Origin of the sequence: Kitasatospora sp. NPDC090091, assembly GCF_044747365.1 — a bacterium.
Taxonomy (GTDB): domain Bacteria; phylum Actinomycetota; class Actinomycetes; order Streptomycetales; family Streptomycetaceae; genus Kitasatospora.
In genome coordinates, this window is the sequence record NZ_JBIVDY010000013.1 from 115,720 (window position 1) to 141,190 (window position 25,471).

At 74.8% G+C, this 25,471-nt stretch carries 16 protein-coding genes; 8 read left to right on the top strand and 8 right to left on the bottom strand.

All coding sequences use genetic code 11. The features are described from left to right. The first annotated feature begins 50 nt into the window (after positions 1-50). A complete protein-coding gene (locus tag ACIPSC_RS23360; RefSeq protein WP_400828023.1) occupies positions 51-476 on the top strand; it encodes a DUF2267 domain-containing protein in 426 nt (141 codons plus the stop codon). Positions 477-572: 96 nt separating this feature from the next. On the opposite strand, the gene ACIPSC_RS23365 is transcribed toward ACIPSC_RS23360, so the two are convergent. Beyond that, on the bottom strand, positions 573-980 hold the full coding sequence (locus ACIPSC_RS23365) for a hypothetical protein (protein WP_400828024.1): 408 nt from the start codon (positions 978-980) through the stop codon (positions 573-575). A gap of 375 nt (positions 981-1,355) precedes the next feature. Here ACIPSC_RS23365 and ACIPSC_RS23370 point away from each other — a divergent pair, with 375 nt between their 5' ends. Next, entirely contained in the window at positions 1,356-3,008 is a 1,653-nt protein-coding gene (locus ACIPSC_RS23370; protein ID WP_400828025.1) for a cytochrome bc complex cytochrome b subunit, read from the top strand. 104 nt (positions 3,009-3,112) lie between these two features. Here the strand turns inward: ACIPSC_RS23370 and ACIPSC_RS23375 are convergent, their stop codons facing one another. Then, entirely contained in the window at positions 3,113-3,517 is a 405-nt protein-coding gene (locus ACIPSC_RS23375; RefSeq protein WP_400828026.1) for a hypothetical protein, read from the bottom strand. 452 nt (positions 3,518-3,969) lie between these two features. Between ACIPSC_RS23375 and ACIPSC_RS23380 the strand changes: the two genes are divergently transcribed. Next, the gene (locus ACIPSC_RS23380) at positions 3,970-4,389 is read left to right on the top strand and encodes a hypothetical protein (protein WP_400828027.1); all 420 of its coding nucleotides are present in this window, start codon (positions 3,970-3,972) and stop codon (positions 4,387-4,389) included. Continuing rightward, positions 4,386-5,471 (top strand): polyprenyl synthetase family protein, encoded by a 1,086-nt coding sequence (locus ACIPSC_RS23385; RefSeq protein WP_400828028.1) that lies wholly within the window; start codon positions 4,386-4,388, stop codon positions 5,469-5,471. The genes ACIPSC_RS23380 and ACIPSC_RS23385 overlap by 4 nt, the downstream gene beginning before the upstream one ends. 221 nt (positions 5,472-5,692) lie before the next feature. Here the strand turns inward: ACIPSC_RS23385 and ACIPSC_RS23390 are convergent, their stop codons facing one another. After that, positions 5,693-7,285, bottom strand: a complete 1,593-nt coding sequence (locus ACIPSC_RS23390) for a PQQ-binding-like beta-propeller repeat protein (RefSeq protein ID WP_400828029.1) — start codon at positions 7,283-7,285, stop codon at positions 5,693-5,695. Positions 7,286-7,441: 156 nt separating this feature from the next. On the opposite strand from ACIPSC_RS23390, the gene ACIPSC_RS23395 reads away from it, so the two are divergent. Beyond that, positions 7,442-8,098: an NADPH-dependent F420 reductase gene (locus ACIPSC_RS23395; protein WP_400828030.1), complete on the top strand. Its 657-nt coding sequence runs from the start codon at positions 7,442-7,444 to the stop codon at positions 8,096-8,098. A 78-nt stretch (positions 8,099-8,176) separates the two neighbouring features. Here the strand turns inward: ACIPSC_RS23395 and ACIPSC_RS23400 are convergent, their stop codons facing one another. The 3 genes from ACIPSC_RS23400 to ACIPSC_RS23410 all read right to left on the bottom strand — a co-directional run bounded on the left by ACIPSC_RS23400 (position 8,177) and on the right by ACIPSC_RS23410 (position 19,432). Then, complete coding sequence (locus tag ACIPSC_RS23400; protein WP_400828031.1) at positions 8,177-8,680, bottom strand: hypothetical protein; 504 nt, start codon at positions 8,678-8,680, stop codon at positions 8,177-8,179. A 214-nt stretch (positions 8,681-8,894) separates the two neighbouring features. Continuing rightward, on the bottom strand, positions 8,895-14,411 hold the full coding sequence (locus tag ACIPSC_RS23405; protein WP_400828032.1) for an amino acid adenylation domain-containing protein: 5,517 nt from the start codon (positions 14,409-14,411) through the stop codon (positions 8,895-8,897). Beyond that, positions 14,408-19,432, bottom strand: coding sequence for an amino acid adenylation domain-containing protein (locus tag ACIPSC_RS23410; RefSeq protein WP_400828033.1), 5,025 nt, complete (start codon positions 19,430-19,432; stop codon positions 14,408-14,410). Before ACIPSC_RS23410 ends, ACIPSC_RS23405 begins: the two co-directional genes overlap by 4 nt. Positions 19,433-19,902: 470 nt before the next feature. On the opposite strand from ACIPSC_RS23410, the gene ACIPSC_RS23415 reads away from it, so the two are divergent. Then, positions 19,903-20,340: a YchJ family protein gene (locus ACIPSC_RS23415; protein ID WP_400828034.1), complete on the top strand. Its 438-nt coding sequence runs from the start codon at positions 19,903-19,905 to the stop codon at positions 20,338-20,340. Positions 20,341-20,422: 82 nt separating this feature from the next. On the opposite strand, the gene ACIPSC_RS23420 is transcribed toward ACIPSC_RS23415, so the two are convergent. Then, a complete protein-coding gene (locus tag ACIPSC_RS23420; protein WP_400828035.1) occupies positions 20,423-21,211 on the bottom strand; it encodes a polysaccharide deacetylase family protein in 789 nt (262 codons plus the stop codon). Between the two features lie 420 nt (positions 21,212-21,631). Between ACIPSC_RS23420 and ACIPSC_RS23425 the strand changes: the two genes are divergently transcribed. Further along, on the top strand, positions 21,632-22,174 hold the full coding sequence (locus ACIPSC_RS23425) for a GNAT family N-acetyltransferase (RefSeq protein WP_400828036.1): 543 nt from the start codon (positions 21,632-21,634) through the stop codon (positions 22,172-22,174). A 49-nt stretch (positions 22,175-22,223) separates the two neighbouring features. On the opposite strand, the gene ACIPSC_RS23430 is transcribed toward ACIPSC_RS23425, so the two are convergent. Next, on the bottom strand, positions 22,224-23,141 hold the full coding sequence (locus tag ACIPSC_RS23430) for a carbohydrate kinase (RefSeq protein ID WP_400828037.1): 918 nt from the start codon (positions 23,139-23,141) through the stop codon (positions 22,224-22,226). Between the two features lie 458 nt (positions 23,142-23,599). Between ACIPSC_RS23430 and ACIPSC_RS23435 the strand changes: the two genes are divergently transcribed. Then, positions 23,600-25,105, top strand: a complete 1,506-nt coding sequence (locus ACIPSC_RS23435; RefSeq protein WP_400828129.1) for a M1 family metallopeptidase — start codon at positions 23,600-23,602, stop codon at positions 25,103-25,105. The last annotated feature ends 366 nt before the right edge of the window (positions 25,106-25,471 follow it).

Genomic DNA, 25,471 nt, shown 5'->3' on the forward strand with positions numbered 1-25,471 from the left:
GAGCTTCGCCGGGGCGGGCGGAACCGGGGCGGGCGGAAGGGGACTCGGCCATGAAATACGACGAGATCATCGCCACCGTGCAGCAGCTCACCGGCCTGCCGGACCGGGCCGCCGCCGCACGCGCCACCGCAGCCGTCCTGCAGACGCTGGGCGAGCGCCTCCCGGCCGGGCTCGCCACCCACGTCGCCGCCCAGCTGCCGCCCGAGCTGGCGACCCCCGTCCGGGAGGCCGCGCACCAGGCCGAGGAGCACGGACTGGCGCACGCCTCCGGCGAGCGGTTCAGCCTGGCCGTCTTCGCCGGCCGGGTCGCGGCCCGGGCGGGCACGAGCGACGACGGCGGGATCCTGGAGTCGGCCGCCGTCCTCGAAGTCCTGGACGCGGCGCTCGCACCGGAGCTGATGGACAAGATCGCCGCCGTGCTGCCGCACGACATCGCGGAGCTGCTGCCCTCCCGCCGCGCCGCCGCCACGGACTGACGCGCCCCGGCTACGGCGCCTCTGCCCACCGGCCCCGGCGCGCCGAGGGGGCGGATCGCCGCTATCGGCCGGACAGGCCCTGGGCGACCGCCGCCGTCAGCCCCACCACTGCTCGGGGACGGCGGCCGGCTCGACCAGCGGGTCGGGCGCGGTCTCGGCCGGCGGCGGGCCGGCGGTGACCAGCACGGTCTCGTCCCCGGTCTCGATCACCTGGTAGCCGGAGGCCCGCAGCACCACGGCGACGGCACCGCTCACCGCCGCCCGGACGCCCTCGGCCGGGAACGGGCCCGCTGCGCCGTCCGCCGCTCCGACGCCGCCCCTCCCGTCCACGCCGTCCGGCCACCCGGACGGCCCGTCGGCCCACGCCTCCGTCGGCATCCAGCCGACCACCACGCCCTGCGGCCGGTGGCCGATCCGCAGGCCCGACGGCCCCCGTCCGGTGTCGAACCCGGCGTGGGCCAGGGTCGCGGTCACGTCCTCGAAGAGTTCACGGTGATCCACCATTGGCGCAGCGTAGGACGGGGACCACGCCTTCGAGGCGCACGGCGCGCGGCGAAACGATTCAGCGAGATGTCACCAGCACTCGGGCGGCCCCCGGCGGCCCCCACCGGCGGCCGAACGGCGTGAAGACCCCCCGGACGGGCCGACACGAGCCGCCGGACGGGCCGATGGACGTGCACAGGCGGCCCGCTGCCGACAGCATGGCAGAGTAAGCGCTCCATCACTTTGAGCAACGGGGCCGGCGGATCGGCGGATCCGCGACGCCGGGCCTCCCGGCCGCCCCGCATCGAGAGGTCCCATGATCACAACACTCCGCCGGCCGGCAGCCCCGCAGGCAGGCTCCCCGGTCGGTTCGCAGCGGACGCCGGGGAGCCCGTCGTGAGAGCCGATCAGCAGTCGAGCCCGGGACCGGTCACCAGCACGCGGGCCGAGCCCGCCAACAAGGTCGAGGCCCTCGCCGACTGGACCGACGGCAGGCTCGGGATCTACGCCCTGGCCAAGTCGAACATCCGTAAGATCTTCCCGGACCACTGGTCCTTCATGCTGGGCGAGATCTGCCTGTACACCTTCATCATCATCATCCTGACGGGTGTCTGGCTGACCCTCTTCTTCAAGCCCTCCATGGCCGAGGTGATCTACGAGGGGCAGTACATCCCGCTCCGCGGCATCGAGATGTCCGAGGCCTACCGCTCGACGGTGAACATCAGCTTCGACATCCGCGGCGGCCTGCTGATGCGGCAGATCCACCACTGGTCGGCGATCGTGTTCGTCGCCGCCATGCTGGTGCACATGATGCGCGTCTTCTTCACCGGCGCGTTCCGCAAGCCGCGCGAGATCAACTGGCTCTTCGGTGCCGGGCTGCTCATCCTCGGCATGTTCGACGGCTTCATGGGCTACTCGCTGCCCGACGACCTGCTCTCCGGCACCGGCATCCGGTTCATGGAGGGCGCGGTGCTCGCCGTGCCGATCGTCGGCACCTACCTGATGTTCTTCATCTTCGGCAGCCAGTTCCCCGGCGTCGACATCGTGCCGCGGCTGTTCACCGTGCACATCCTGCTGATCCCGGGGATCATGCTCGGTCTGCTGGTGGCCCACCTGATCCTGGTCTTCTACCACAAGCACACCCAGTTCGCCGGGCCCGGCCGGACCGAGCAGAACGTCGTCGGCATGCCGCTGATGCCGGTCTACATGGCCAAGGCCGGCGGGTTCTTCTTCCTGGTGTTCGGCGTCGTCGCCTTCATGTCGGCGATCGCCACCGTGAACCCGATCTGGGCGTACGGCCCCTACCGGCCCGACCAGGTCTCCACGGACGCCCAGCCCGACTGGTACATGGGCTACTCCGAGGGCCTGATCCGCATCATGCCGGGCTGGGAGATCGGCCTGTGGGGCCACACCCTCAACATGGGGGTGTTCGTCCCGCTGATGATCTTCCCGCTGGTTCTGGTGGCGATCTGGGGCTATCCGTTCCTGGAGGCCTGGATCACCGGTGACCGGGGCGAGCACCACATGGCGGACCGTCCGCGCAACGCGCCGGTCCGGACGGCGTTCGGTGCGGCCTGGGTCAGCCTCTACCTGGTCCTGCTCGCCGCCGGCGGCAACGACCTGCTCGCCACCCACTTCGACCTGTCGATCAACGCGATCACCAACGCCGCGCGGATCGGCTTCTTCGTGGTGCCCGTGGTGATCTTCGTGATCACCAAGCGGTGGTGCCTCGGCCTGCAGCGCCGGGACAAGGAGAAGGTGCTGCACGGCCGGGAGACCGGCGTCATCCAGCGACTGCAGCACGGCGAGTACATCGAGGTGCACGCCCCGCTGCCGCAGGACCGGCTGTACACGCTCACCTCGCACGAGCAGCCGCAGCCGGTGGTGCTGCCGGCCGAGGTGGACGAGAACGGCGTCGTCCGCAAGGTCGGCCTGATCGAGCGCACCCGGGCCAAGCTCTCCCGCGGCTTCTACGGCCAGGGCAGCCAGATCGCCAAGCCCACCGCCGAGGAGCACCAGGAGATCGCCAGCGGCCACGGCCACCACTGATCCGCGGCCGGCGAACGGCCTGGGCCCGCCGCACCGTCGAGGTGCGGCGGGCCCCGTCGTTCCGGGCCGGCGGTCGCCCGGCCGACCCTCGCGTTGACGGCCGGTCAGGGACGCAGCGCGAACGGCACCACGGCGAGCAGCACCACGCCGAACGCGACCGAGAGGCAGACCGCCGCCCAGCGGGCGCAGATCCGACGGCACTCCTCGCGGTAGCGGGCCGCCAGCTGCCGGCACCGCTCCACGGCGCGGTCGACGACGTCCTCCGCGTAGCGCAACCGCTCGGCGGCGTAGGCCTGTTCGAGACTCTCCCGCTCCCCGGACGACAACCAGGAGAACTGCGCGGCAAACGCCTTGGCGTCCCGGTCGGCCGCCGACACCTCCGCCTCCCAGGCCAGGTAGCCCTCCAGGCGGGCGATCTCCACCCGGGTGTCGACCGGCACTCGGCCGGCCCCGGCGCTCCTGCCCGGCCGGGCGCTCCGCACTCCCGGCCGGCGCTGCCTGCCACCCATGACCGCTCCTTGTCCAGAACCCGGGCACCGCAGCAAGCAGCACGGCGGCAGCGGCGCACACCTTGTCGAGTCGGCCGCCCGGCACCACACGATCCCTCGGCGCAGCCACGCAACTACTACCAGTGACCACACGGGCGGCGACCCGCGACGCGCCGGGGCCCACCCGGAGCGCCACCCACACCCGAGCCGCACCGGGAGGGAGCGGGCGAGTCCCCCGCCCCGAGCCGAAGGGCGCGCCGGTGCCGAAAGCGCCGGAGCGCGGGAGCAACCGACGAAGGAGGGCGCGACGAAGCGACAAGCGTCGACACCGGGTCCGAGCGCCCGGAGGCGAGCGGGCGAGTCAGCGGACACGCTCCGCGCACGAGCGGGTACGATCGGCGACCAGGCGGCGCTCTGCCCTGCCGCCGGCCCCGCCGCCCCGGCCGTCCGGGGCGCGAACCAGGAGGTCAGCCATGCCCGACGCCGGTCGGTTCAGTGAGTTGGGCGAGCAGGGCTCGCGGGCGGTGATGGAGGCCGCCGCGGTGCTGGAGCGCGAGCTGGCCGCCGGGCTGGCGGACGCGAAGGCGGCCGGGACCCGGCTCACCTCCGAACACCGGGTCGACGAGGAGGAGTTCGACCGCCTGGTCCGCCGGGTCTCGGAGAACACCCACCAGCTGATCGACGCCGTCAGCGCCCGGGTCCAGGACAGCACCCGGGGCGATACCGCCGACCAGACCCGGCAGCTGACGGCCAACGCGCACGACATTCTCGACCTGCTGCTCAACCTGAGCGCCCTCGCACCTGCCATCGCCAACCGGTCGCTGCGCGCCACGTTCGGCCCCGAGCGCGAGGGGGCCGAGTCCGGCGACGGCGCCGAAGGCCGGCAGGGGTGACGGGGCCGGCGCGGGCGCTCGCCGACGCCGAGCCGCTGGTCGACCGGGTGCTGGCCCGCTACCGCGAACGGACCGTCGCCGAACTGCTGCGGCACATCCCCGAGCAGAGCCCGCCGTACCTGTACGACCTGGCGGGCGACTACCCCGTCCGGCCCTGCAAGGGGCTGCGGGGTGCGCTCTGCCTGGCCACCTGCGAGGCCTTCGGCGGCCGGCCGGAGCGGGCGCTCAACCCCGCGGTGACCGTCGAGATGTTCCACAACGCGTTCCTGATCCACGACGACATCCAGGACGGCAGTGAGCTGCGCCGGGGCCTGCCGACGCTCTCCGCCGCGTACGGGGTCGAGGTGGCGCTGAACGTCGGCAACGCGACCAACCTGCTCGGGCTGCGCCGGCTGATGGCCAACCGGCGGGAGCTCGGCGGCGAGCTGGCCTGGCGGCTGTTCGAGGAGACCGAGCTGATGTGCCGCCAGTCGCTGGAGGGGCAGGCGATGGAGATCGCCTGGATCCGCGACAACGCGTGCGACCTGGTGCCCGCCGACTACTACCGGATGTGTCTCAAGAAGACGTCCTGGTACACCTTCCTCTACCCGTGCCGCGCCGGGCTGCTCGTCGCCGAGGGTGCCCACACCGCGGCCACCCGGCTGGACCGGTTCGGCTGGTACCTGGGCGCGGCCTTCCAGATCCAGGACGACGTGCTCAACCTGGTCGGCACGCTGGCCGACTACGGCAAGGAGATCGCCGGGGACCTCTGGGAGGGCAAGCGCACCCTGCTGCTGATCCACCTGCTGGAGCGCTGCACCCCGGCGGAGCGCGCCCGCACCGAGCGCTACCTGGAGGGGACGCGGGCGCAGCGGGGCCCGAACGCGGCGGAGGAGGTCCGCTGGCTGTCGGAGCGGCTGACCGCGTACGGGTGCGTGGAGAGCGCCCGGGCGGCGGCGGACGGGCTGGTGGCCGCCGCCGAGCGGGAGATCGCCGAGGTGATGGAGGCCGCGCCCGCGCCGGCCGAGCCGTCCGACGGGGCCGCCGAGGCACGGGAGTTCCTGCTGGCGCTGCCCGGCTTCGTGGTGACCCGGGGCCGCTGAGTCCGTCGGCCGTGGTGGCCGCCCGGCCCCGGACGGGGAACCGGCGGGGAGCTGCTGCACTTCATCGGCGAGGGCCGGTTCGCCCGCTACCGACCTGGCCGTCCTGTCCGCCCCGGCCCTCCAGGAGTACCAGCGGCCCAAGACCGTGACGGTCCGGCTCTGACGGCGCGGCGGCCCCGGGCCTGTCTCTGGGGCAGGCCCGGGGCGCCCGCGCCCACCGGTCAGGCGAAGGCCGAGGGACGGCCGAGGGCGACCAGGTGGTGGTCCTTGGTGCCCACGTAGATCCGGCCCTTGTCGGTGGCCGGGACGGAGAACTTGCTGACCGTGCCGAGCGCGAAGGAGCGGCGCAACTTCAGCGTGCCGCCGACCGGCACCGCGTCGTAGGCGCGCAGCTCGCCGCCCTCGCCGTACTGGCCGGTGCCGGACCAGATCACCCAGACCAGGGCCGAGCCGGAGCGGGTGCCGTCGGAGGTGACGACGGGTGAGCCGGACATCTTGAGGAAGTCCTCGGCGCTGGTACCGGCGCTGGTCAGCTGCGGGTTCCCGGCGGCGTTGACGGAGTACTTCAGGGCGCGCAGCTTGCCGAAGTTCTCCACGGTGTAGACGTATCCGCCGTCGCCGCCCCAGACCGCGGGATGGCCCCAGACGCCGCCGTACGGGCCGGCGATGCCGACCGCCTTGTCGGTGCCGCCGGGGCCCTGGCCCATGCCGCCGAGGTCGTCCCGGTCGAGCAGGAAGATCCGGCCGTCCTTGCCGACCTGGACCAGCAGCCGGGGGTGCGCGGGGGTGCCGAAGACGGTCGCGGGGAGGGCGACCGGGCCGCCGGAGCCGAGGTCGGTGTCCTTCTTGTCGAGGGTGGCGTTGTTGGTGGGGCTGAAGAAGTCCTTCGGCGTGAAGGTGCCGTCGCTGTTCACGGCGAAGCGGATCACCGACTCGCCGAGGCCGCCGGGCGGCTTGCTGCCGGGGCCCTGGGCGGGCGAGGCACCGGCGCCCTGGCCGTTGGCGGTGGACAGGATGATCCGGCCGGGGCCGTCGGAGACGAGGCCGCTGCCGGCCATCCAGATGGAGGCCCGCTGGGTGTCGGAGCCGGCCACCGTGGACCAGAGGGTGAGCTTGCGGGTGCGGGTGTCGAGGCCCGCCAGGGTGCCGATGTAGTCGCCGATGCCGCAGAGCGAGCCGAAACCGAAGTAGATCGAGCCGTCGAGCAGCAGGAGTCCGGGGCGCTGGAGCGAGCGGTAGGCGCTGAACGGCTTGCCGGGGGCGTTGACCGGGTCGCCCTGGACGGTGACCGGCCAGCCGCTGCGCTCGGCGCCGCTCTGGGCGTCGACGGCGTGCACGTAGTAGTGCGGGTGCTTGTCGTCGGGGCCGTCGTTGACCTTGCTGGTGAGGTAGACGGTGCCGGTGGCCGGGTCGTGGACCGGGGTGGAGGTGGTGCCGACGTTGGGGCCCGGGTCGGAGCAGCCGATCGCCGCGGAGGGCCAGGCCGCGCCCATCGCCCGGTGCCAGGTGATCTTCCCGGTCTTCGCCTCGATCCCGTAGACGTGGTTGGTCTCGGTGGCCACGACCACGGTCGGGCCGATCACCAGCGGCTGGGCGAAGACCTGGCCGTCGAGCGGCACGGAGAAGCGGACACCGAAGTCGGACTTGGCGACCTCCTCGGGCGAGAGGCCGGGCTCGTTGCGGTCCCAGGCGGTCCGGTCGGTGCCGAAGGAGACGGTCGTGACGTCGGCGCGGGCGGCGCCGACGGGGACGAGCAGCGCGAGGCCGGCGAGCAGGGCGGCGGCCCGGGCGTACGGTCTGTTGGTTCGGTTCATGGCGCCCATGGTTCGGCGCCGCATCGGCCGCCACCAGCGGAGGTGGTCCAGTCGGCGGTCGCCCGTATTGGCTATTCCCCGCACGGGCCGGGCGGGTTGAACTATCGTCATCGCGGCCCGGGTCACGGGGCGCGGGCCCGAAGAGACGGAGAAATTGTGCGATTCGGAATCATCGGCACCGGTATGGTCGGCCGCACGATCGCGGACAAGCTGGTGGCGCTCGGCCACGAGGTGACGCTGGGCTCGCGGACCAAGGACAACGAGACGGGGCTGGCCTGGGCGGAGCAGGCGGGCCCGACCGGGCACGCGGGGACGTTCGCGGACGCGGCGGCCTTCGGCGAGGTGGTGCTGAACGCCACCTCGGGGACGGTCTCGCTGGCGGCCCTGCGGGCGGCCGGCGCCGAGCGGCTGGCCGGCAAGCTGCTGGTGGACATCTCCAACCCGCTGGTCTTCTCGGCCGAGGGCGAGGTCTCGCTGGACCCGGTGAACACGGACAGCGTGGGCGAGCAGATCCAGCGGGAGTTCCCGGACGCCAAGGTGGTGAAGGCCCTCAACACGGTCACCGCGCCGCTGATGGTCGAGCCGGGCCGGCTGGCGGGCGAGCACAACCTGTTCATCGCCGGGGACGACGCCGGTGCCAAGGCCGAGGCGGTCGCCCTGCTGGGCGAGTTCGGCTGGCCGGCGGAGTCGGTGATCGACCTCGGGGACATCGCGGGTGCCCGCGGCATGGAGATGCTGATGCCGTTCTGGCTGCGGCTGATGCGCAGCTTCGGCACGGCGGAGTTCAACTACTCCATCCGGCGCGCCCAGTAGGACGGGCCCGAGCCCGCCGGGCCGGTTGCGGCTCGGCGGGCTCGGCAGGCGCGCGGAAGGGCGGGCGGCCCGGCGGGCTCAGCGCAGCTCGTGCACCCCCGCGCTGTCGCGCACGAAGACGGTGCGGGTGTCGGTGGCGTCGTACCGCTCCTTCCGGGTGAACGACTCGGGCGTCCCGGCGGCCGGGCTGTCCGGGGCCTCGTAGTAGAGGACGTAGGTCCTCGCGGTGTCGGTCTCGCTCTCCAGCTGGAGCCAGCCCTCGAAGCCGGCGGCGGGGAACGTCCCGGTCGCGGTGATGGTCACGGCGGAGGCCGTCCGGGCCAGGGTGAAGGCCGCCGTGCCGACCTGGAGGCGCTTGTGCCCGGTCTCGTGCCAGCGGCGGAAGAGCGCGACCCACTCGTCGGGCCACGGCCCGGCGTGGTCGTCCGGGGGCATCCCTCCGCCGTCGATGCGTTCGAGGACGAGGTCGGCGTTGGCGACCACGGAGTCGAAGTCCCAGAGGTCGAGGGAGAAGGCCATGTGCTCCCGGTCGGTGGCCCGGAACATGGGCCTGATGTGGAGCTCGTACACCGGAGTACGCATCAGGCGTACACCTCCATCATGACGTCGTTGTGCAGCGCGGCCCGGAAGTCGCAGCCGGCGAGGCCGTCCAGGTCAGCCGCACGGTGCCACCTCCGTCCGGAGCGTCGCACGCGAACAACATGATCACCACTTGCGTCCCATCGGTCACCCACGGTCACCCGGCCGGGTGGCGGCCCGCCCCGCTGCCCGGCGTCGGGCAGCGGGGCGGGACGGGCTACCGGCCGGCGCCGGCGGGGACGCGGTTCTCGGACCGGTCCGCGGCGGGAGCAGGGCGGGCGCCGGGCACCACGGCGTCCGCACCGCCCGAGCGGGCGGCCTCGGCGAGGGCCAGCCGGCGGTCGGCCTCGGCCTGGATGGCGTCCTTGTCGCCGATCTCGGCGTCCGGCAGGGCGTCCGGCAGCAGGTCCTCGATCAGGCGCAGCGGGCGGTAGGCGAGGCCGAGCAGGCCCCAGACCGCCAGCACGAGGCCGACCAGGACCAGCAGCAGGCCGGCCCCGCGGCCCGGACCGGTGCCGAGGACCATGCCGACCGAGTCGGCGAGCGCGCCGCCGGGGCGCATCAGCGGCTCGAAGACGTGGTCGGAGAGCGGCCCGGCGGTGAGGAAGCCGAGCGGCATCATCGACATGGCGAGCATCTGGTTGGTGGCCAGGACGCGACCCTGCAGCTCCATCCCGACCTTGGTCTGGATCAGCGCCATCCAGTGCGAGTTGAGGATCATCAGCGCGCCCCAGAGGACGAAGAGCCCGCAGGCCGTGAGCGCGGCCTGTGGCCGGCTCCCGGCCACGACGGCCGCCAGGCCGACCACCGAGGTGAAGCCGATCATGCCGATGGCACGCCGCCGGGTGCCGCCCCACAGGGCCATCACCAGCGCGCCGGTCATCGCGCCGACCCCGCCCACCGCGGTGATCACGCCGAGCTGGACGGCGGATCCGCCGGCCAGCACCATCGGGGTGATCAGCACGGTGGCCACCGCGAACAGGTAGTTGAAGACGACGAAGAAGACCACCATCGCCACCAGGCTGTGCCGGCGCACGATGTAGCGCCAGCCGGTGACGACCTCGCGCAGCAGCGGCTCCTCCTGCTTGTCGAACATCGCGTCCGGGAAGCGCACCAGCAGCAGGCAGGTGACGCCGGTGAGGAAGGTCGCCATGTCGAAGAGCACCACACCGTGCAGGCCGATCAGCGAGACCAGCACGCCGCCGGCCAGGACGGCCATCATGTCGCCCGCGCCGGTGCCGAGTTGGGCCAGTCCGTTGGCCTGGCCCAGGTACCGCTTGGGGACGAGCTGGGTGATCGCCGCGAGGTAGGCGGGGCGTTGGAAGGCCGAGCAGACCGCGCCGATGCAGGCCACCACGTAGATGTGCCAGACCTCCAGCAGGTCGGCCCAGAGCAGCAGCCCGAGCGAGAGCATGGCGGCGGCCGCCACGGTGTCGGTGACAATCATGATCTTGCGCCGGTCGACGCGGTCGGCCAGCGCGCCCGCGATCGGCAGCAGGAGGACGGCCGGCAGCACCGCCACCACCGAGATCATCGCGAAGTCGAAGGCGGAGCCGGTCTGTTGGTAGACCCAGACGCCCAGCGCGAAGGTGGAGAGGCTGGTGCCGATCATCGAGACGAACTGCCCGATCGCCACCTTGGCGAACGTGGAGAGGTCGGCCCGGGCGGCCGGGCGCTTGGCCGCGACCTGCTCGGCCACCGCGCCGGTGGCGCCGAACTCGGAGATGACGCGGGCGAGTTCGTCGGCCTGGTGTTTGAGGAAGTAGTGCCCGGCGCGCGGGATCACGGCCAGGTCGACGGTGTCGCCGAAGTGCTCCCACTCGGCGTACCGCTCCTCGTAGAGCTGGGTCGCGCGGTCCTTCTCGCCGACGACGCACAGGATCGGCGCCGCGATCGGCGCCGGCCGCCCGTCCCCGTAGGCGCGGGTGTAGAACTCCTCGGCCTGCCGCACGTCGTGGCGCAGCGCCCGGACCAGGAAGTCCTGCTCGGCCTGGTCGTAGACGTCGGTGAAGCCGCCCATGGCGCGAAGGTAGTCGAGGTAGGAGCGGTTGGAGAGCATCCGGTCGCCGGGCAGCCGCTTGGCCATCCACTCGGCGAACCGGCCGGGCAGCCGGGCCGCGGGGAACGTCCCGCCGAGGGCGACGCCGCGCAGCTCGACGCCGGCCGCCTCCAGCCGGGAGCCGAGCGCGGTGGCGAGCGCACCGCCGAGGCAGTGGCCGTAGAGCAGCACCGGGCCGTCGACGCGTTCGGTGATCTGCTCGGTCAACCGGTCGGCCAGAGCGTCGAGTTCGGTGAGCTCGTCGTCGGGTCGGCTCGGGTCGTGGCCGGGCAGCTCGACGGCGTAGAGCCGGTGGCCGGCCGGCAGGGCGTCGGCGAGCGGCTGGAAGGTGATCGGGCTGCCGCCGCCGTAGGGCACGCAGACGACGTTCAGCCCGGCGGGCGCGTTGCCGCGGGTGAGCTTGTGCAGCAGGGTGCGCGGGCCCTCGTCCGCGGTGCCGCCGGCCCGGGCGTCGAGCAGCGCGGCGAGTTCGCGGACGGTGGGATGCTGGAACAGGTCGATCACCGAGAGGCCGCGACCGATCAGGCGGACGGCGTGCACGGCGGAGAAGGAGTCGCCGCCGAGCGCGAAGAAGTCGTCCGCGGCGCCGATCTCGTCGGCGACCAGGACGCTCCGGTACGCGGCGGCCACCTCGTGCTCGGTCTCCGTGGCCAATTCGCCGCCACCCGAGACGGGTTGGACGGCGACCGGCTCCGGCAGGGCGGCCCGGTCGACCTTGCCGTTGGCGTTCAGCGGCAGGGCGTCCAGGACGACCAGGGCGGCCGGCACCATGTAGTCGGGCAGTCGGCTGCGCAGCGCGGCGCGCAGCTCGCCCGGTTCGGGGGCGGCGGCCGGGTCGGCGGGCACCAGGTAGCCGACCAGGTTGCGGGCGGCGCCCTCGCCGCGGGCCACCACCACGGCCTCGCGCACCTCGGGGCGGCCGGTCAGCTCGGCCTCGACCTCGCCGATCTCGACCCGGAAGCCGCGGATCTTGACCTGGTGGTCGACCCGGCCGAGGAACTCGACCGCGCCGTCCGGGCGCCGCCGGACCAGGTCGCCGGTGCGGTAGCAGCGCCGGCCGCGCACCTGGGTGAAGCGCTCGGCGGTGAGGTCGTCGCGGCCGAGGTAGCCGCGGGCGACGCCGCCGCCGGAGACGTACAGCTCGCCGGGGACGCCCACCGGGACGGGCCGCTGCCGGGCGTCCAGGACGTGCGCGCCGACGTTGCCGAAGGGCCGGCCGAGCGGCGCGGTGGCCGCGTCCCCGAGGTCGGCCGGGACGGGGGCGCCGAGCATGGAGACGGTGGTCTCGGTCGGCCCGTAGTGGTTGTGCAGCAGCAGGTCCGGCCGGGCGGTCCGGATCCGGGCGACCAGGTCCGGCCGGAGCGCCTCGCCGGCGCAGATCAGCAGCCGGCCGGGCAGGATCCCGCCGAGGCCGCCGCCGTGCGCGGCGAGGCCCTCCAGGTGGCTGGGGACCAGCTTCATGGCGTCGATCCGGTGCTCGGCCGCGTAGGCGGCGAAGGCCTCCGGGTCGGTCGCCTGGTCACGGGTGAGCAGGTGCAGGCAGCCGCCGCCGGTGAGCGCGCCGAACACGTTGGTGGTGCCGAGGTCGGCGGCGAAGGTGGAGACCAGCGCCCAGTTCCAGCCCTGCTGGTCGCCGCCGATCCGCTCGCGCAGGCCGTGCAGGTAGTTGCGGTAGTTGCGGTGCTCGACGGCGACGCCCTTGGGCGCGCCGGTGGAGCCGGAGGTGAAGATCAGGTAGCAGAGGTGCTCGGGGCGGACGTCCACCTCGGGGCCGTGCGCGGCGGTCGAGCCGTCCGGGACGACCACCGGGGTGGCGGCGTCGAGCCGGCCCGCGAGGTCCGCGGTGGTGACCACCGCGGCGGCCCCGGCGGAGGCCAGCAGGGCGCGGATCCGCTCGTCCGGGTAGACCGGGTCGAGCGGCAGGTAGGCGCCGCCGGCCTTGAGGATGCCGAGCATGCCGACGACCAGCGCGGCCGAGCGCTCCATCAGCAGGCCGACCGGGCGGTCCGGGCCGACCCCGAGCGCGCGCAGCCGCAGCGCCAGCGCATTGGCGCGGCCGTCGAGCCCGGCGTAGTCGAGCACGCCGTCGGCCCCGCGGACGGCCGGCGCGTCGGGGGTGCGCCGGGCCTGCTCCTCGACCAGGCCGTGCAGGGTCTCGCCGAGGTCCCAGCCGCGCACGGTGTCGTCCCACTCGGTGAGCAGACGCTCCTCGGCGGGTGTGAGCAGGGGCAGTTCGGCGAGCGGGCGGTCGAGGTCCGCGGCCATCGCGTCGAGCACCGTGGTGAGGTGGCCGAAGACGCGGCGGACGGTCGCCTCGTCGTACAGCTCGCTGCGCCAGACCAGGTCGGCGGTGAGGTCGCCGCCCTGGTCGACGACGGCCACCGAGAGGTCGAACTTGGCGGTGTCGGTGCCGACGGGCCGCCAGTCGGCCGTCAGGCCGGGCAGTTCGACGGTGGCCTCGGCCTGGTTGTGGACGTTGAGCATGACCTGGAAGAGCGGGGTGTGCGCGAGCTCGCGCTCCAGGCCCAGGGCGTCGACCAGCCGCTCGAACGGCAGGTCCTGGTGGCCGAACGCGCCGAGCGTCCCCTCACGGACCCGCTCCAGCAGCTGCCGGACGGTCGGGTCGCCGGAGAGGTCGGTACGCATCGCGAGGGTGTTGACGAAGCAGCCGACCAGCGGCTCGGTCTCGCTGCGGGTGCGCCCGGCCACCGGGGTGCCGACCACCACGTCCTCGGTGCCGGTGTAGCGGGAGAGCACGGTCTGCAGCGCCGCCAGCAGCACCATGTACGTGGTGCTGCCGGTGCGCTCGGCGAGCGAGCGCACCCGGGCGCTGCGCTCGGCGCCGAAGTCGGCGGTGATCCGCTCGCCGCGGGTGTCGGCCACCGCCGGCCGGGGCCGGTCGGTGGGCACGGTGACGGTGGCGGTGGCGCCGCTCAGCCGCTCCCGCCACCAGGCCTCCTGACGCGCCAGCTCCTCGGCCAGGCCGGTCTGTTGCCAGTGCGCGACGTCGGCGTACTGGACCGGCAGCGGGTCGAAGGCGGGCGCACGGCCCTCCAGCCGCGCCGCGTAGGCGGTGGCGAGGTCGGCGAAGAGAACGCCGATCGACCAGCCGTCCGCGGCGATGTGGTGCAGCACCAGGCTGAGCACGCTGCTCCCGCCGGTGCGCAGCAGGGCGGCGCGCACCGGCAGGTCGGCGGCGAGGTCGAACGGCCGCCGGGCCTCCTCGGCGAGCCGCTGCTCCACCTCGCCGGCGGGCACGTCGGCGGTGGTGAGGACGGCGCCGGCGGCGTCCAGCAGTTCGGGGCGGACGTCGCCGTCGACGGTGCGGTAGACGGTGCGCAGGACGTCGTGCCGCGCCAGCACGTCGGCCAGGGCCGCGCCGAGGGCGGCGGTGTCGGGCTCGCCGTCGAGGTGGAGGGCGAGCGGGATGTGGTAGGCGGCGCTGTCGGGCTCGTACTGGGCCAGGAACCACATCCGGCGCTGGGCCGAGGAGAGCAGCACCGGGGCGCCCTCGGGCCGGCGCGGGACGCCGCCCCGGGCGGGGGCGGTGCCGGTCTGCCGGCCGTCCTTGGCGGCCCTGGCCTTGGCCAGCCGGCGGCGGAGCAGTTCCTGCCGTCTGGCGTCCGGGTCGAGCGGGACGGCCGGGCGGGCCCCCGCGGTGTTCTGGTCGGTCATGCGTTCTCCCCCGTGCGGGCGCCGGTGCCGGCGTCCGTGTCGTCCGTGTCGTCCGCGAACGCGCCGGCGGCGTCCGGGCCGTCGAGCTCGTCCAGTTCTTCGAGTCCGTCGAGTCCGTCGAGGTCGTCGAGCAGCTGGTCCTCTATCCGGCGCGCCATCGCGGCCAGGGTGCGGACCTCGAAGACGGTGCGCAGCTGCAGGTCGATCTCGAAGGTGTCACGCACCCGTGCGGCCAGCCGGGTGGCGAGCAGCGAGTGGCCGCCGAGTGCGAAGAAGTCGTCGTGCCGGGAGACCGCCGGGACGCCGAGCACCTCCTGCCAGAGGTCGGCGAGCAGTTCCTCGCAGTCCCCCTCGGGCGGTGCCCCGGCGCCGCCGAGGACCGGCGCGGGCAGCGCGGCGCGGTCCACCTTGCCGGCGGGCGTCAGCGGCAGCGCGTCGAGCAGCACGAGTGCGGCCGGGACCATGTAGTCCGGCAGCCGGCCGACCAGGGCGGCGCGCAGCGCCTCCTCGGTGAGCGTGCCGTCGGTGACGGCGTAGCCGGCCAGCACCGGCCCGGCCGGGGTGTCGGTGAGCCGGGCGGCGCCCGCGCCGACACCGGGGACGGCGGTGAGCGCGGCCTCGACCTCGCCGAGCTCGATCCGGAATCCGCGCAGCTTGACCTGGGCGTCGGTACGGCCGTGGTACTCCAGCCGGCCGTCGGCGCGGCGGCAGGCGAGGTCCCCGGTGCGGTACATCGGTGCGCCCGCGGGACCGCCGGGTTCGGCGGTGAACCGTTCGGCGGTGAGGTCGGGCCGGCCGTGGTAGCCGAGCGCGACGCCGGCGCCGGCGATGCAGAGCTCGCCGATGCCGTTGACCGGCACCGGCCGGCCGCCGGCGTCCAGCAGGTGCAGCCGGGTGTTGTCGACGGGTGCCCCGAGCGCCACCACCCCGCCGTGGGCAGCCAGTTCGGGAGTGACCCGCTGGACGGTGGACCAGACCGTGGTCTCGGTCGGGCCGTAGAGGTTCCACAGCGCGTCGGTGCGCTTGAGCAGCGCCTCGGCGAGGTCGGCGGTGAGCGCCTCGCCACCGCAGAGCGCGGTCAGGCCGGGGCGGCCGGGCCAGTCGGCCTCCAGCAGCATGCGCCAGGTGGCGGGGGTGGCCTGGAGGTGGGTGACGCCGCGCCGCTCCAGCCAGTCGGCCAGCGCGCGGCCGTCGGTGGCGGTGGCGCGGTCGGCGATCTCCACCCGGGCGCCGGTGACCAGCGGCAGCCAGAGCTCCAGGCCGGCGATGTCGAAGGTGACGGTGGTGACCGCGGCCATCACGTCCTTCTCGGTGAGGCCCGGTTCGCGGCCCATCGAGGTGAGGAAGTTGACGATCGCCCGGTGCGGGACGGCCACGCCCTTGGGGCGGCCGGTGGAGCCGGAGGTGTAGAGCAGGTAGGCCGGGTCCTCCGGGCCGACCGCGGCGGGCGGGGCCGGCGCGGTCGGCGGCGCGGCGGCCGCCTCCGGGCCGTCGACCAGGACGGCGGTCCGGCCGTCGAGCAGCGAGTCTCCGGCGGTGGCCCGCTCGGCGACCAGCAGGGTGGCACCGGCGTCGTCCAGCACCCCGCGGTTGCGGCCGAGCGGCTGGTCGACGTCGAGCGGCAGATAGGCGGCGCCGCTGCGCAGCACGCCGAGCAGGGCGGCGGGCAGCAGCCGGCCGCGCCGGACGGCGACCGCGACCAGCGTGCCGGGCCCGGCTCCGCGGGCGGCCAGCAGGTGTGCGAGCCGGTTCGCGGCGGCGTCCAGGCCGGCGTAGTCGAGGACGCCGTCGGCCGCGGAGACGGCGACCGCCTCGGGGCTGCGGGCCGCCTGGGCGGCGACCAGCTCGTGCAGCTGCAGACCGGGCACGGGGGTGGCGGCGCGCCGGCCGGTCTCGGCGAGGGCCAGGTCGGCGGCCGAGAGCATCGCCAACTCGCCGATCGGCCGGTCGGGTTCGGCCACCGCGGCGGCGAGCAGCGTCACCAGGTGGTCGAGCGCGGCGTGCACCGAGCGCTCGTCGTAGCGCGAGGTGCGGTACTCGGCGGAGAGCAGCGGGCCCTCGGGCGGGAACTCCAGGAACAGCGAGAGGTCGGTCTTGGCCGTGCCGTTGCAGACCTCGGCGACGAACTGCAGGCTGAGGCCCGGGAGTTCGATGCCCGGGACGGGGTGGTTCTGGACGGCGAGCAGCACCTGGGCGATCGGCGAGGCGGTCAGCCCGGCCGTGCCGCCGAACCGGCGGGCGTGCTCCAGGAAGGGGAAGCCGCTGTGCTCGGCGGCCTCCAGCACCACCGGGCGGACCTTGGCGACCAGGCCGCGGAAGGTGTCGGTGCCGTCGGCGTCGAAGCGGAGCGCGACGGTGTTGATCAGCGAGCCGAGCACCTGCTCAAGCTCCGGCACAGGCCGGACGGCGAAGGGGCTGAGCAGGGCCAGGTCGGTGCGCCCGGTGTAGCGGTGCAGCACGCCGCCGAGCGCGGCGAGCACCGCCATGTAGAGGCTGGCGCCCTCCTGCGCGGCCCAGCGCTCGGCCGAGCGGACCAGTTCGGCGTCGAGCCGGCGGGCGGTCCGGCGGCCGGCGGTGTCCTGCGGGTCGGGGTGCGGGCGGTCGCCGGGCAGGTGCTGGTCGGCGTCCAGGCCGACCAGCCGCCCGCCCCAGCGCAGCGCGTCCTCGCGGGCGGCGGCGTGGGCGCGCTCCTCCCAGCGGGCGACGTCGGAGACCTGCAGTGCGGGCTCGGCGAGCTCGCCGTCCCGGTAGGCGCGGCCCAGCTCGGCGAGGAGCAGCCCGGCCGCCCAGCCGTCCATCGCGGCGTGGTGGACGGTGAGCAGCAGCTCGTGCCGGCCGTCTCCGGTGCGCAGGGCGAGGGCGCGCAGCAGGCGTCCCGTGGCCGGGTCGAGCGGGCGGGCGGCCTCGGCGCGCAGCGCGGCGTCGAGCTCCTCCTCCCCCGCGCCGGTGAGGTCGCGCAGCGGCACGTCGACCGGGTAGGGCGGGCGGACCTCGGCGACCGGCTCGCCGTCGCGGCCGGTGAATGCAGTGCGCAGCACCTCGTGCCGGCGGACCACCTCGGTCAGGGCGCGGCCGAGCGCGTCGAGGTCGAGGTCGCCGGTGGCGCGCACCCGCAGCGGCACGTTGTAGAGCGCGGAGCCGGGCTGGACGGACTCGTGCAGCCAGAGCTCGCGCTGGAACGCGGTGGGGCGGGCGGGCAGGGCGGCGGCGCGCTCGGGCGGTGCGACGGAGGGGCGTCCGCCGCCGCCGTTGGCGACCCGGACGGCCAGCGCGGCGACGGTCGGCGCGGCGAAGAACTCGGCGAGCGGGACGCGGGTGCCGAACTCGCGCTCGATCCGGGCCAGCAGGCCGGCGGCGAGCAGCGAGTGGCCGCCCAGGTCGAGGAAGACGTCGTGCACGCCGACCGCGGGGACGCCGAGGAGTTGCTGCCAGAGTCCGGCGATCCGGGCCTCGACGGGCGTGCGGGGGGCGGTGAACACCTCCTGGCCGCCCCGGCCGCGGGCCACCGGCGGCAGGGCCTTGCGGTCGGTCTTGCCGTTGGGCGTGAGCGGCATCCGGTCGAGCACCGCGACGGCGAGCGGCACCATGTAGCCGGGCAGCGAGGCGGCGCAGTGGGCGCGCAGCTCGGCGGCGGCCGGTTCGGCGCCGCCGGCCGCGGGCTGGACGAAGGCGGCCAGGTAGTCGCCCGTCGCGTCGCGCTGGACGACGGCGGCGGCCGCCTCGACGGCGGGGTGGGCGGCGAGAACGGCCTCGATCTCGCCGAGTTCGACCCGGAAGCCGCGCACCTTCACCTGGTGGTCGACGCGGCCGTGGTACTCCAGGTCGCCGCTCGGCAGCCGGCGGACGAGGTCCCCGGTGCGGTAGCAGCGCTCGCCGCCGACGGTGACGAAGCGTTCCTCGGTGAGGTCGGGGCGGCCGTGGTAGCCGCGCGCCAGGCCCTCGCCGGCGAGGTAGAGCTCGCCGATGCCGCCGTCCGGCACGGCGATCCGCTGCTCGTCGAGCACGTGGCCGGTGGTGCCGTCGAGCGGGCGGCCGATGACGGGCTCGCCGGACTCGTTCCGGCCGACCAGCGACCAGGTGGAGTAGACGGTGTCCTCGGTCGGTCCGTACAGGTTGTACAGGCGCTCGACCTGCGGCTGGGCGTGGACCTGGTCGGCCAGGTGGCGCGGCAGCGCCTCGCCCGCCAGGTTGACGACGCGTACGCTGCCCGGCAGACCCCCGCCGCCGGGCAGGCCGCCGCCGCGCAGTAACGCCGCCATGGCGCTCGGCACGGTGTTGACCAGCGTCACCTCGTCGCGGGCCGGCAGGTCGGGCAGGGCGAGCACGTTCTCCGCCACCACGATCGTGCCGCCGACGGCGAGCGGGAAGAAGAGCTCGTAGACCGAGATGTCGAAGCAGACCGAGGTGCCGAAGAGCACGCCGGCCACGTCGGCCGGGGTGTAGGTGTTCGCGGCCCAGCGGAGCATGGCGTTGACGCCGCGCTGGGTGACCGAGACGCCCTTGGGCCGGCCGGTGGAGCCGGAGGTGTAGAGCACGTAGGCGAGGACGTCGGTCCCGGCGGCCGGGCTGCCGGTGGCCGGGGCGAGGGGCGGGAGGGGCGCGGCGGGGCCGTCGCCGTCGGTGTGGAGCAGGGTGGCGCCGGCGCCGGCCAGCAGGTGCTCGTGCGCGCGGTCGGTGACCACGACGGGCGCCTGCGCGTCGCCGATCACCAGCTCCAGCCGGTCCTGCGGGTACGCCGGGTCCAGCGGTACGTACGCGCCGCCGGCGCGCAGCACCGCCAGCAGGGTGACCACGAGGTCCGCCGATCGCGGTAGGCAGACCCCGACGAGGGTCTCGGCGCGTACGCCGGATCCGGCCAGTCTGCCGGCCAACGCATCGGCTTCGATGGCCAGTTCACGGTAGGTCAGGCGCCGCTCGCCGTCGATCACGGCGGTGGCCTGCGGGGTGCGTCTGACCTGGGCGTCGAACAGTGCGGCCAGCGAATCGGTCGGATCGAGCGGCGGATGTCCCGTCGAACTCATCAACTCTCCTGAGGGATGGCCCTGCGCCGACTTGTGGTCGGCCGGATTCGGGCGGTGTGCCACCGGAGATGGTGGGGTAAAGATCTCCGGATGACCAGCACAAGTCCCACACTCGTTCGATATGCCGGAAAGATCGCTTTCCGGCCCTCACGCAGCGCCGCGGAGGGGTGACGGTTCGTTGACGATTTTGCCGGATTGTCAGATCCCCCTGACATCCGGGCCCGGTACCGCTACCTTCTTGGCGGGCCACCTGACGCGCCGTCGGCAGCAGGTGTGCGCACCTTGTGGGCACTCCGTGCACACAAGGCTTTGACCTGCCCTTTTACTTTCTCTTGAGGCGGGGCAGGGCGGTCCGGGGCGGTCCGGGGTCCGGCCCCACAGGGGCGTTCCGGCACCGGACGGGACCGCCCCCGCGGCACCTCCGCCACCCCCGGCGGACAGCGCTCCGCGGACGCGCCAGAATGGACGCCATGTCCCGACGCCGCTCCACACCCCGCGCCGCCGCCCCCGCACCCCGGCTGCTGCCGTCCTCGCCCTGCCCGTGCGGCCTGCCCGCCGCCTACGGCGACTGCTGCGGCCGCTACCACCGGGGCCAGGCCGCCGCGCCGACCGCCGAGGCCCTGATGCGCTCGCGCTACAGCGCGTTCGTCGCCCACGACGAGGCCTACCTGCTGCGCAGCTGGCACCCCGACACCCGGCCGGACGCGGTCGACCTCGACCCGGCCCTGCGCTGGACCGGGCTGGAGGTGCTCTCCACCACGGAGGGCGGCGCGTTCCACGCCGAGGGCACGGTCGCCTTCCGCGCGCACTACACCGAGGGGCGGGAGGAGGGCGTGCTCACCGAGCACAGCCGCTTCGTCCGGTACGAGGGCGCCTGGGTCTACGTCGACGCGCTCTCCTTCGGCTGATACCGGGCGGCCCGGGCGGGGCGCGGGCCACGGGGTCCGGGGGCCGGGGGCTCCGCGGGGGCCGGGGGACTGCGCGGGGGCCCTACAGGTAGTCGTCGAGCCGCGCGAGGGTGAAGCCCTGCGCGCCGACCACCTTCACCACCCTGCGGAGCAGGTCGGTCATGGTGCCGTTCCACAGGGAGGTGCCGCGGAAGTGGGTGAGGATGATGTCCCCCGGGTGCAGCCGCTGGTCGTCGTAGCGGTACTCCATCCGGTCGGGGAAGGCCTCCTCGTTCCAGAGCGGCACCGCCTCGATGCCGCAGGAGGCGGCGGCCCGCAGGGTGTCGTCGGTGTACTCGCCGTACGGTGGCCGGAACAGCCGCGGCCGGACGCCGATCTGCCGCTCCAGCTGGTCCTGCTGCCGGCAGATCTCGTCGCGTTGCTGCTCGTAGCCGAGCAGCCTGAGGTCCCGGTGGTTGATGGTGTGGTTGTTCACCATGTCGCCCTGGGCGGCGAGCCGGCGGAAGTAGCCGTAGTCCTCGCGGGCCAGGTAGTCGGCGACGAACACGCTGAGCGGGACGCCCAGCTCGGCGGCCATCCGGGAGAACTCCGGGTCCTTCTCCGCCCCGTCGTCGACGGTCAGGAAGACGATCTTCTGGTCGGTCGGGACGCGGTACACCACCGGGGGCCGCCCGGGCGCGAGCTTCACGCCCTGCGCCGCCTTCAGCTCCGGCCGGACCGCCGGCCGCTGCGGCGCCTGCTCGGGCAGCCGTTCCAGCCCCCACCGGCGCGCCGTCGCCAGCCCGGCCCGGACGGCCGCCTGCTGACGGGCCACCGCCTCGCTGCGGCTCTCCTCCTCGGCCCGGGCCAGGCCCGGCAGGGTCAGCGGCACGGCCGGCGGCCTGGGCGCGCCCCGGTCGGCCGCCTGCCCGGCACCCGCCCCGGCCTCCGTCGCACCCCCGGCCGGGGCGGCACTGGCGCCGGGCCCCGCGGACGGCCCGCCCGGGCCGACGGGTGCGGTACACCCGGCCACCGTGACCGACAGGCAGATCACCGCGACCACTCCGGCCCCGGCGCTACGGGCCGTACGGCCCGGCTGCGGACGCCCCCTCGACCCCCCATAAATACGATTAGCTGATGGTCTGTCCATGGAGCAGTGCTCCCCCGACACACCTGCCGCCCAATCCCCACGTCACCCGCCCGGCGCAACCACCCTCTCGACCCCGCGCGATTCGCGGCTCGCGCGCCCCAAGGGGCGGCCGGTCCGAATATTCGTTCGCCACCGGCCGGGGCGGTCGTCGACAATGCGCGCATGACGATCAGCACGCCGCACACCGCCACCGGTCTCTGGACCGTCTCCCGGGCCGATGTCGGCTCCCCCGAGGCGGCGGCGCTGCTGCGTGAGTACTACACCGACGTCGCCAACCGGTACTACCGCCTCCACCTCGGCCGCGAGGGCACCCCGGAGGAGATCGAGACCGGACTGGCCGACTCCCCCAGCGACGACCTCGCCGGGCCCACCGGCGCCTTCCTTCTCGGCCGCTACGACGGCGAACCGCAGTCCTGCGCCGGCCTGCGCGTCCTGGACGACCGCTCCGTCGAGCTCACCCGGGTCTTCGTCCGGCACGCGGTGCGCGGCACCGGCGGCGGCGCCCGGCTGCTCGCCGCCGTCGACGCGGCCGCCCGCGAGCTCGGCGCCGAACGGATCGTGCTCGACACCCGGCTCGACCTGGTCGAGGCCCGCGCCCTCTACACCCGGCACGGCTACCGCGAGATACCGGCCTACAGCAGCGGCCCGTACGCCCAGATCTGGTACGGCAAGGACCTCACCGCCGGGGCGGCCGGGAGCAATTGAGCCCGCTTCCCGGGCGGGCCCCGGGAGCGGCGCTAGGGTCTGTCCGGTCCTAGGCGCGGCCGGCGGCCTCGGCGGAGAGGGCGGCCCGGAGTTCGGCAGTGTCGGGCGGGTTGGCGCCGGGGCGGGAGACGGTCAGGGCCGCGGCGGTGACGGCCCGGGCGAGCGCCTGATCCAGGCCCGCGCCGGCCCAGCGGGCGCCGAGCAGGGCGGCCATGAAGGAGTCACCGGCCCCCACCGTGTCCGCGACCGCGACTTGTCGCGCCGGCACCTCGGCCCGGCGGCCGTCCGCCGTGACGGCGAAGGCGCCCGCCGCCCCGCGGGTGACCGCCACCGCGGCCGGCCCGAGGCCGAGCCAGTATCGGGCGACGTCCTCGGCGTCCTGCCCGGGGTAGAGCCAGGCGAGGTCCTCGTCGCTGGCCTTGACCAGGCCGCTGAGCGCCACACAGCGCTCCACCCGCCGGACGGCCGCCCCGTGACCGCCCATCAGCGCCGACCGCACATTGGGGTCGTAGCTGACCTCGGCCCGGCCGCGCAGCCGCTCGACCAGCGCCAGCACCGCCGAGGCACCGGGCTCGGTGACCGCGGCGATCGAGCCGAGGTGCACGTGGCCGGGCGGGCCGGGGAGTTCGCGGTCCGGGCGGTCGCGCAGACTCCAGCCGATGTCGAAGGCGTACTGCGCGTGCCCGTCCGCGTCGAGCCGGACCACGGCCGAGGGCGTCCGGCCGCCCTCGGCGGGCTCGGCCAGCACGGTGACGCCGGCCGACTCCAGGTGCGCCCTGATCAGCCGCCCGTTGGCGTCGGCGCCGAGTTGGGTGAGCAGCACGGTCGGCAGGCCGAGCCGGGCCAGCCCGTAGGCGACGTTGGCGGGGCTGCCGCCGGGGTGGACGCGGTCGGCGGCGCCGTCGGTGCGGACGATGTCGGCGACGCATTCGCCGACCACCAGGAAGTGCGGGGCGGTGCCGGTCACGTCTGCTGCTCCTGCCGTCCGGGCGGCCGGCGCGGGCCGCGCCGGGTGCTTCGGCGGACCAGCCTACGGGGGCGGTGGCGCGGCGGCGGAGACCGGCCCTGCCCGGAGTCCGGGACCGGGCAGGGCGCGGGCAGAAAGGACGGCCGCCGGACCTGGCCAGGTTCTCCGACGGCCGTGGCCCCGTCCGTCAGGGGGCGGAGCACTTCGAACGTTATGACAGTCCGCAGCCGGTCGGCCACCACAGTCGGCCGTCCGGGGGATGCCCGCGTGTCGCGCGGGGCCGGCCGGACTGTCGGCGCAGTCCGCTACGATCCGTGCTCGAATGGTCGCGGAGCGGCGTCGGGTCGCAGGCGGCCCGACGTTGTGCTCGATGTCCGAAAGCGGTGATCACCCTGTTCAGGCTCCGTTCCAGCCGCCCCGTCGCCCTCGCGCTCGCCGCGGTGCTGCTCGGCACCACCATGCTGCCGGACGCGGCCGCCGCCGAGAACGGGGCGCCCTCGGGCGTCGGCGATCCGGTCTTCCCCTCGCTCGGCACCACGGGGTACGACGCGCTCGCCTACGACCTCGCCTTCCGCTACCGGCCCGCGACCCGCACGGTGGACGCCACCGCCGTGCTGACGGCCCGCGCGCTGACCGCACTGCCGAGCCTGGAGCTGGACGCACTGGGGCTGGACGTGCACGCCGTCCGGGTCGACGGGCGGGCGGCCGGGTTCCGCACCCACGACGAGAAGCTGACGGTCGTCCCGGACCGGCCCATGCGGCGCGGCGCCGTCCTCCAGGTGACGGTCGAGTACACGGCCGACCCGCGGGCGCACCTCCCGCACACCGGCTGGGTGCCGACGGCGGACGGCTTCGCGGTGGCCGGCCAGCCCGACGGCGCGCACACCGTCTTCCCCTGCAACGACCACCCGAGCGACAAGGCCCGCTTCACCGTCGCCGTCACCGCCCCGGACGGCCTGCTGGGCGTCGCGACCGGCCACCTCGCGGCCACCGGGCACGACGGCGGTCCGTCGAGCGGCGGAACCGCGGCCGGGGGCGGCACCGGCGCGGCGGGCGACGACGGGCCTACGACCACCCGGTGGTACGTCTCGCGCGAGCCGGTGGCCACCGAGGTGGTGCAGGTCTCGGTCGGCACCTACACCGTGCGCGAGCGCACCGGCCCGGGCGGGCTGCCGCTGCGGGACGTCGTCCCGACGGCGCGCGCCGCCGACCTGGAGTCCGCCCTCGCCCTGACGCCCGCGCAGCTGGAGTGGGCCGAGCAGCACCTGGGGCCGTTCCCGTTCGAGACCTACGGGCTGCTGCCCGCCGACACCGACGATCCGGCCGCCTTCGACTTCACCGGACTGGAGACGCAGACGCTGACCCTCTACAAGCCGAACTTCCTGCGCCAGGCCGAGAACCGGATCGGCTCGCACATGATGCACGAGCTGGTGCACTCGTGGTTCGGCAACAGCGTCTCGCCGCGCAGCTGGGCGGACCTCTGGCTGAACGAGGGCCACGCCGACTTCTACGGCCTGATGTACCGCTACGAGCGCGGCTGGGCCGACTCCGCCGGCTTCGCCACGCTCGCCGACCGGATGCGCGACGTGTACGCCGCCGGCGACCAGTGGCGGCACGACTCCGGCCCGGTCGCCGCACCGACCGCCGCCACCCTCTTCGACAGCCAGCGGTACACCGGCGGCGCCCTGGTGCTGTTCGCGTTGCGCGAGCGGGTCGGGGCGGAGGCCTTCGACCGGATCGAGCGGACCTTCCTGCAGCGGTACCGGGGCGGCTCGGCGACGACGGCGGACTACATCCGGACCGCCGCGGAGGTCTCCGGCGGTGACGTCGCCGCCTTCCTCACCGACTGGCTGCACGGTGAGCGCACCCCGCCGATGCCCGGTCACCCGGACTGGACGGTGGCCCCGGTCGACCCGACGGCCCGGCGCTCGGCCCCCGCCCCGCGCGGCACCGGAACGCTGTAGGACGCGCTCCCGACGGCCCGACAGCCCGACAGCCAGACGGGCCCGACAGCCGACGGCACGTTCCCGTACGCCCGTACGCCCGTACGCCCGGGCGCGCCGGGCCGGTGCGTCCGGGCGCCCGCCGCGCGCCCCTGGACGGTGCGGACCGGCGGACGCATCGTGGTGCCACGGCCCGCCCGCCGCCCGGCCTGGTCCCGGCCGGCTCGCGGGCCGTCCACCGTTCCCGGACGCCATCCTCCTGCCGCCCCGGCCCCCGCCCCGAACCGGCCGCCGCGGACGCCACCGGACACCCGCCGAATTCGTTCCGGAAAACCCCCCGCCGCCGCGCAACCCGAACGGGCTCCCAGCGCGTTGAGCAGCTGTGGG

Coding starts and splice junctions, on each gene's coding strand:
- ACIPSC_RS23360 (WP_400828023.1), top strand. CDS start 51: ATGAAATACGACGAGATCATCGCCACCGTGCAGCAGCTCACCGGCCTG.
- ACIPSC_RS23365 (WP_400828024.1), bottom strand. CDS start 980: ATGGTGGATCACCGTGAACTCTTCGAGGACGTGACCGCGACCCTGGCC.
- ACIPSC_RS23375 (WP_400828026.1), bottom strand. CDS start 3,517: ATGGGTGGCAGGCAGCGCCGGCCGGGAGTGCGGAGCGCCCGGCCGGGC.
- ACIPSC_RS23380 (WP_400828027.1), top strand. CDS start 3,970: ATGCCCGACGCCGGTCGGTTCAGTGAGTTGGGCGAGCAGGGCTCGCGG.
- ACIPSC_RS23390 (WP_400828029.1), bottom strand. CDS start 7,285: ATGAACCGAACCAACAGACCGTACGCCCGGGCCGCCGCCCTGCTCGCC.
- ACIPSC_RS23400 (WP_400828031.1), bottom strand. CDS start 8,680: ATGCGTACTCCGGTGTACGAGCTCCACATCAGGCCCATGTTCCGGGCC.
- ACIPSC_RS23405 (WP_400828032.1), bottom strand. CDS start 14,411: ATGACCGACCAGAACACCGCGGGGGCCCGCCCGGCCGTCCCGCTCGAC.
- ACIPSC_RS23410 (WP_400828033.1), bottom strand. CDS start 19,432: ATGAGTTCGACGGGACATCCGCCGCTCGATCCGACCGATTCGCTGGCC.
- ACIPSC_RS23415 (WP_400828034.1), top strand. CDS start 19,903: ATGTCCCGACGCCGCTCCACACCCCGCGCCGCCGCCCCCGCACCCCGG.
- ACIPSC_RS23425 (WP_400828036.1), top strand. CDS start 21,632: ATGACGATCAGCACGCCGCACACCGCCACCGGTCTCTGGACCGTCTCC.
- ACIPSC_RS23435 (WP_400828129.1), top strand. CDS start 23,600: ATGCTGCCGGACGCGGCCGCCGCCGAGAACGGGGCGCCCTCGGGCGTC.